Raw genomic sequence first — 6,712 nt, forward strand, 5'->3', positions numbered from 1 at the left:
GCCCCAAAAAAAGCCCGCGCCGCCTGATGAAGGCCGCGCGGGCTTTTTCGTTTCCGGGTTTTATCCAACCGCAGGAATGACTTCCAACACCCGAATTACCCCCGCCTCCGGGTAATGCCAACGCACATCCAGATCCCAGAACTGAGCGCCATATTCCCGTTCCGCTGTAGGAACCTGGTACGCCGGGCGTGGGTCTTGGGCCAGGCATTGTTCAATCAGCTCCACCAAAGGCTCTTCCAGGCGCGTGGCATGCTCGCGCGCTTGAAGCAGGGCAGCTTCCGCCCATTGCACCGGAATCAACCCAGGTGCTGCGCTGGCCATGCTGTTGGAGGCCGAGTCGATGATGTCCGCATAGGGCACGTAGGGCTTGATGTCGAGCACCGGAGTGCCGTCCAGCAAGTCGATGCCTGAGATCCACAGGCGTCCGGCTTCGACCCGTTCCAGCTTCACCACCGACTGGCCGATGCCGTTGGGGCGGTGAGTCGCACGGGTGGCGAAAACCCCCATGGATTTGTTGCCCCCCAGGCGTGGCGGGCGGACTTTCAACCGAGGCTTGTCTTCCAGGGCCTGGTGGAACAGGAACAGCAACCAGACATGGCTGACCTGTTCGAGGCCCTGCACCGCCTCGCCCTGGTCGAACGGCGCCACCAGTTCCAGCACGCCGCGTGCGGCGGGGGCCAGTTGCGGTTGGCGGGGGATGGCGAATTTCTCCTTGAAGCAGGAGCGGACGAAGCCGATGGGGGAGACGCTGTAGGTCATGGGCTGGGATCGACGCAGGATTGAATGGGCATCATAGCGCGGGGGCCAAGATTGACACTGTTCTCTATAGCGGGAGCGTTTTTGTGGCGAGGGAGCTTGCTCCCGCTGGGCCGCGAAGCGGCCCCCTGGTTTTGTCCGACACATCGCGAGGGGACGCTGCGCGTCCAGCGGGAGCAAGCTCCCTCGCCACAACAGCTCTGCAAGCATCAGCAGAGTTTCAAGCGTTAGCAGCCCTTCTTATCAGCCGCGAACGCGCAGCGTCAGCCCCTTGAGAAAGTTGCGCAGCAATTGGTCGCCGCACGGGCGATAGTTGGTGTGGCCGAATTTGCGAAACAACGCGCTCAGTTCCGGCTTGGACACAGGGAATTCGGCGGCCTTGAGGATGGCGTGCATGTCGTCCTCCTTCAGCTCGAACGCCACGCGCAGTTTTTTCAAAGTGATGTTGTTGGTTACCGGCACTTCGATCGGTTGCGGCGGACGGCTTTCGTCCTTGCCACGCTTGAAAATCACCAGGCCATCGAGAAAATGCGCCATAACCAGGTCCGGGCAGAACACGAAGCCTTCTTCCTCGTCCTTCTTGAGATAGCCGGTGAGGTCCGCCAGGGACACTTCCAGCCCGCCCAACTTGATGATCTCGATGACTTTCTTGTCGCTGATGTCGAGCATGTAGCGCACGCTGCGCAGTACGTCGTTGTGAATCATGTGTGCAATCCTGATGAATCGGCAGTGGGCGCCCCGGTTCGGTGCGGCGCCGGAAAATTAGAATTTCTCTTTGGCAGACAGGTAGCGCCACTGGCCCAAGGGCACCTTGCCGATGGACACGCCGCCGATGCGGATGCGGCGAATGGCGACGACCTTCAGGCCGACCGCCTGGCAAAACAGCGCGATGACACCGGGTTGCGGGTTCTTCATGGCGAAGCGCAGGCGGTTTTCGTTCTGCCAGCTGGCCTTGACCGCCGGCAACTCCTTGCCTTTGTAGGTCAGCCCGTGGTTCAAGCGATTGAGGCCGTGGGCGACCATCTCGCCTTCGACTTCCACTACATATTCCTGCTCGATCTTGGCGGCGTCGGCGGTGAGCTTGCGCAAGATCTTCCAATCCTGGGTGAACACCAGCAGCCCGCTGGCGTTGGCCTGCAGGTCGGCACTGGCGGTCAGGCGCAGGAAATGGCCCTTGAGTGGGCGCTTGCCGAAGCGATGCTCCTCGCTCAAGGTCTGTGGCCCGAGGGTTGCCATGGCGGTGTCGACATCCATGCCCGCCGGGACGTTCAGCAGCAGCGTCACGGGCTCCGGCGCGGTGGCCTTGGCCTCGGGATCGAGTGCGACCTTTTGGGTGGTCACCTTGAACTGCGGCTCGTCGATCACTTCGCCGTCGACGGTGACCCAGCCGCCCTCGATGAACAGCTCCGCTTCCCGACGGGAACAGCCGACGAGTTCGATGAGGCGTTTGGAGAGACGAATCGGGTCAGTCATGACGGGGCCGTAACAAAAAGAGGGTGGGCATTGTACCTGTGTGGCGCCGGTTAATCGCGGGTCCATTTGCCTCATGCCGTTTTTAGCCGCGTCCTGCCTTCAGGTCGGGTTGTTTGTAGCGCATGTGCAGCAGCGGGTAGGGCTGGTCCATTCCATCCCGTGCCGAACGGCCGACGACTTCGAAGCCTTGCTTGAGATAGAAACCCAGGGCTTGTGGGTTCTGTTCATTGACGTCCAACTGGTCGGCGTTCAAGTTTTCCATGGCGTAGCGCAGCAATTGTTTACCCAGGCCCTGGCCGCGATGTTCCGGGTCGATGAACAGCATTTCAATCTTGCCAGCCGCCACCCCCGCAAAACCGGTGATGCGTTGACGATTGTCGCGGGTGCAGATGAGCATCACCGCGTCCAGATAGCGGGTGAGCACGAGGTTTTTCAGCAGCTCGATGTAACTGTCTGGCAAGAAGTCATGGGTGGCCCGTACCGAGGCCTCCCAGACCCGGGTCAATTCCTGGTAGTCGCTCGGTTTCGGTGTGTGGATGACCGAATGCTGGCGCATGTCCGCCTGTTCCTTGTGATGGAGGTTTCCTGTCTGCATACGATAGCCGTAAAAAAGCCCTGCATCTTGTTACAGAGCAGGGCTTCATCAAGTTTTTTCGTGAGCCGGCGAGTGGCTTGCAAACAATCCGTGGCGAGGGAGCTTGCTCCCGCTCGATTGCGTAGCAATCGCAAAGATGGGGCTACTTCGTAGCCCAGCGGGAGCAAGCTCCCTCGCCACAAAAATCTACCCGGCTTGAGTCCAAGCCTGGATCAACCGATCTGCTCAGCCCACAAATCATACTCATCGGCGTCGGTGACCTTGCACCAGACCTTGTCGCCCGGCTTCAGGTTACTGCCGTTGTCGATGAACACGTTGCCGTCGATTTCCGGAGCGTCGAAGAAGCAGCGGCCCACGGCGCCTTGTTCGTCGACTTCGTCCACCAGCACTTCGATTTCACGGCCGATGCGCATCTGCAGGCGTGCCGAGCTGATGGCCTGCTGGTGCGCCATGAAGCGCTCCCAACGGTCTTGCTTGACGTCGTCCGGCACCACGTCCAGGTTCAGGTCATTGGCCGGTGCGCCTTCGACAGGGGAGTACTGGAAGCAGCCGACGCGGTCGAGCTGGGCTTCGGTCAGCCAGTCCAGCAGGTACTGGAAGTCTTCTTCGGTTTCGCCCGGGAAGCCGACGATGAAGGTCGAGCGGATGATCAGGTCCGGGCAGATTTCGCGCCAGTTCTTGATGCGCGCCAGGGTCTTGTCTTCGAAGGCCGGACGTTTCATGGCCTTGAGCACCTTCGGGCTGGCGTGCTGGAACGGGATGTCCAGGTACGGCAGGATCTTGCCGGCGGCCATCAGCGGGATCAGCTCATCGACGTGCGGGTACGGGTAGACGTAATGCAAGCGGACCCAGACGCCAAGTGTGCTCAGTGCTTCGCACAGCTCGGTCATGCGGGTTTTCACCGGCGCGCCGTTCCAGAAGCCGGTACGGTACTTGACGTCGACGCCGTAGGCGCTGGTGTCCTGGGAAATCACCAGCAGTTCCTTGACGCCGGCCTTGACCAGGCGCTGTGCCTCGTCGAGCACATCACCCACCGGACGGCTCACCAGCTTGCCGCGCATCGACGGGATGATGCAGAAACTGCAACTGTGGTTGCAGCCTTCGGAAATCTTCAGGTAGGCGTAGTGACGCGGGGTCAGCTTGATGCCTTGCGGCGGCACCAGGTCGATCAGCGGATTGTGGTCCTGGCGCGGCGGCACCACTTCGTGCACGGCATTGACCACTTGTTCGTACTGCTGCGGCCCGGTCACCGACAACACGCTCGGGTGCACGTCGCGGATGTTGCCTTCTTCCACGCCCATGCAGCCGGTGACAATGACCTTGCCGTTTTCCTTGATGGCCTCGCCGATCACTTCAAGGGATTCGGCCTTGGCCGAGTCGATGAAGCCACAGGTGTTGACCACTACCACGTCAGCGTCCTGGTAAGTGGACACGACGTCATAACCTTCCATGCGCAGTTGGGTCAGGATGCGCTCGGAGTCGACCAGAGCCTTCGGGCAACCCAGGGATACGAAGCCAACCTTCGGGTTGGCTGGCGCGGTAGTGGTGGACATGTCTAACCTCGGTGTAGGGGGATCGTCTCTTGCCGAGACAGGGCGCCTGACGCGCCTCTGATCAAAAAGTGCGCAATTCTATCCGTGGTCGACGCACTTGACCAGCTTTATACCGGGAAATGCGACGAGTGCTGCGCTATGCTTCGCGCCTTTGCCTTCTGGCTGTTGCTACAGTCAACAAAACGTCTGTAACAATGCGTAAAACGGCGCATGCTGCGTCAAAAAGCGTACAGCTTCTCTAATAGAAGAAAGGTCAGGAAATCGGGAGTGTTGGATGGGTCATGCAAGTAGTCAGGCGGTGGGTGCCGAGCATTCGGCAGCGAAACCGCTGAGCATGCTGGTCGCGGCGGTCGGGGTGGTTTATGGCGACATCGGCACGAGCCCGTTGTACACCCTGAAGGAAGTGTTTTCCGGTGGTTACGGCGTACCGGTCAACCACGACGGGGTGCTGGGGATTCTCTCGCTGATTTTCTGGTCGCTGATCTGGGTCGTTTCGATCAAGTACATGATGTTTGTCCTGCGCGCCGACAACCAGGGCGAGGGCGGCATCATGGCGCTCACCGCCCTGGCGCGGCGGGCGGCGGCGGGCAGGGCGCGGTTGCGCATGTTGCTGGTGGTCTGCGGCCTGATCGGTGCGGCGCTGTTCTACGGCGACAGTATGATCACACCGGCGATCTCGGTGCTTTCGGCGATCGAAGGGCTCGGCCTGGCGTTTGACGGTATCGATCATTGGGTGGTGCCGCTGTCCTTGGTGGTGCTGGTTGCCCTGTTCCTGATCCAGCGCCACGGCACTGCGCGCATCGGCATCCTGTTCGGCCCGATCATGGTGACTTGGTTCCTGGTGCTGGGCGCCCTGGGTGTGTATGGCATCAGTCAGCACCCGGAAGTGTTGCAGGCGGTGAATCCGGCCTGGGCCGTCCGGTTCTTCGTTGTGCATCCGGGCATGGGCGTGTCGATCCTCGGTGCAGTGGTGTTGGCGTTGACCGGCGCCGAAGCGCTCTACGCCGACATGGGGCACTTTGGTCGCAAGCCGATTGCCCGCGCCTGGTTCCTCCTGGTGTTGCCGGGCTTGATGCTCAACTATTTCGGCCAGGGCGCCTTGCTGCTCGGCGATCCGGAAGCGGCGCGCAACCCGTTCTATCTGCTGGCGCCGAGTTGGGCATTGCTGCCGCTGGTAGGCCTGTCGACGCTGGCCACGGTGATTGCCTCCCAGGCAGTGATCTCCGGCGCGTTTTCGCTGACGCGCCAGGCCATCCAACTCGGTTACATTCCGCGCATGTACATCCAGCACACCTCCAGCGCCGAACAGGGCCAGATCTATATCGGCGCGGTGAACTGGTCGCTGATGGTCGGCGTGGTGTTGCTGGTACTCGGCTTCGAATCCTCCGGTGCGCTGGCTTCGGCCTATGGCGTGGCGGTGACCGGGACGATGCTGATGACCACGATTCTGGTTTCGGCCGTGATACTGCTGTTGTGGAAGTGGCCGCCGTTGCTGGCGGTCCCGGTTCTGGTTGGTTTCCTGGTGGTGGACGGGCTGTATTTCGCCGCCAACGTACCGAAAATCATCCAGGGCGGCGCATTCCCTGTCATTGCCGGGATTGCCCTGTTCGTGCTGATGACCACTTGGAAGCGCGGCAAGCAATTGCTGGTGGACCGTCTCGACGAGGGCGCGTTGCCGTTGCCGATCTTCATCAGCAGCATCCGCGTCCAGCCCCCCCATCGGGTCAAGGGCACTGCGGTATTCCTGACCGCGCGTTCGGACGCCGTGCCTCATGCGCTGCTGCACAACCTGTTGCACAACCAGGTGCTGCATGAGCAAGTGGTGTTGCTGACGGTGGTGTACGAAGACATTCCACGCGTGCCGCCGCAGCGGCGTTTCGAGGTCGATGCCTACGGCGATGGATTCTTCCGGGTGATCCTGCATTTCGGTTTCACCGACGAACCGGACGTGCCCGAGGCGCTCAAGCTCTGCCACCTGGATGACTTGGATTTCAGTCCGATGCGCACGACATATTTCCTCAGCCGCGAGACCGTCATCGCCTCCAAGCTCGAAGGCATGGCGCGTTGGCGCGAGTCGCTGTTCGCCTTCATGCTGAAGAATGCCAACGGTAACTTGCGGTTCTTCAACCTGCCTTTGAACCGGGTGATCGAGTTGGGGACTCAAGTGGAGATGTAACTTCTGCAAATAAAAAAGCCCTCGTTGCCTTGCGGCGGCGGGGGCTTTTTTGTAGGCGACACAAATGCTGATGCCAAACCAAAACCCCTGTGGGAGCGGGCTTGCTCGCGAAGGCGGCGTGCCAGTTAGCGATTCTGTCGACTGACACGCCGCCTTCGC

The 6,712-nt window shown here is 60.9% G+C and carries 6 protein-coding genes; 1 reads left to right on the forward strand and 5 read right to left on the reverse strand.

Annotated features, from left to right (window positions below):
- Nucleotides 1-60: 60 nt before the first annotated feature.
- The 5 genes from tsaA to rimO form a co-directional block, all read right to left on the reverse strand.
- Complete coding sequence (gene tsaA / locus JMN22_RS14080) at nt 61-759, reverse strand: tRNA (N6-threonylcarbamoyladenosine(37)-N6)-methyltransferase TrmO (protein ID WP_198796378.1); 699 nt, start codon at nt 757-759, stop codon at nt 61-63.
- 240 nt (nt 760-999) lie between these two features.
- Nucleotides 1,000-1,461, reverse strand: a complete 462-nt coding sequence (locus JMN22_RS14085; protein WP_198796379.1) for a DUF1456 family protein — start codon at nt 1,459-1,461, stop codon at nt 1,000-1,002.
- A 57-nt stretch (nt 1,462-1,518) separates the two neighbouring features.
- Nucleotides 1,519-2,229: an rRNA pseudouridine synthase gene (locus JMN22_RS14090; protein WP_030139430.1), complete on the reverse strand. Its 711-nt coding sequence runs from the start codon at nt 2,227-2,229 to the stop codon at nt 1,519-1,521.
- An 82-nt stretch (nt 2,230-2,311) separates the two neighbouring features.
- Nucleotides 2,312-2,785 (reverse strand): GNAT family N-acetyltransferase, encoded by a 474-nt coding sequence (locus JMN22_RS14095; protein ID WP_030139429.1) that lies wholly within the window; start codon nt 2,783-2,785, stop codon nt 2,312-2,314.
- A 251-nt stretch (nt 2,786-3,036) separates the two neighbouring features.
- The gene (rimO, locus tag JMN22_RS14100) at nt 3,037-4,377 is read right to left on the reverse strand and encodes a 30S ribosomal protein S12 methylthiotransferase RimO (protein WP_030139428.1); all 1,341 of its coding nucleotides are present in this window, start codon (nt 4,375-4,377) and stop codon (nt 3,037-3,039) included.
- A gap of 334 nt (nt 4,378-4,711) precedes the next feature.
- Between rimO and JMN22_RS14105 the strand changes: the two genes are divergently transcribed.
- Nucleotides 4,712-6,553 (forward strand): potassium transporter Kup, encoded by a 1,842-nt coding sequence (locus tag JMN22_RS14105; RefSeq protein ID WP_437127681.1) that lies wholly within the window; start codon nt 4,712-4,714, stop codon nt 6,551-6,553.
- Nucleotides 6,554-6,712: the final 159 nt, after the last annotated feature.

It is taken from the genome of Pseudomonas sp. HB05 (genome assembly GCF_016756915.1).
Taxonomy (GTDB): Bacteria; Pseudomonadota; Gammaproteobacteria; order Pseudomonadales; family Pseudomonadaceae; genus Aquipseudomonas; species Aquipseudomonas alvandae.

Coding starts and splice junctions, on each gene's coding strand:
- JMN22_RS14105 (WP_437127681.1), top strand. CDS start 4,712: ATGCTGGTCGCGGCGGTCGGGGTGGTTTATGGCGACATCGGCACGAGC.
- JMN22_RS14085 (WP_198796379.1), bottom strand. CDS start 1,461: ATGATTCACAACGACGTACTGCGCAGCGTGCGCTACATGCTCGACATC.
- JMN22_RS14095 (WP_030139429.1), bottom strand. CDS start 2,785: ATGCGCCAGCATTCGGTCATCCACACACCGAAACCGAGCGACTACCAG.
- tsaA (WP_198796378.1), bottom strand. CDS start 759: ATGACCTACAGCGTCTCCCCCATCGGCTTCGTCCGCTCCTGCTTCAAG.
- JMN22_RS14090 (WP_030139430.1), bottom strand. CDS start 2,229: ATGACTGACCCGATTCGTCTCTCCAAACGCCTCATCGAACTCGTCGGC.
- rimO (WP_030139428.1), bottom strand. CDS start 4,377: ATGTCCACCACTACCGCGCCAGCCAACCCGAAGGTTGGCTTCGTATCC.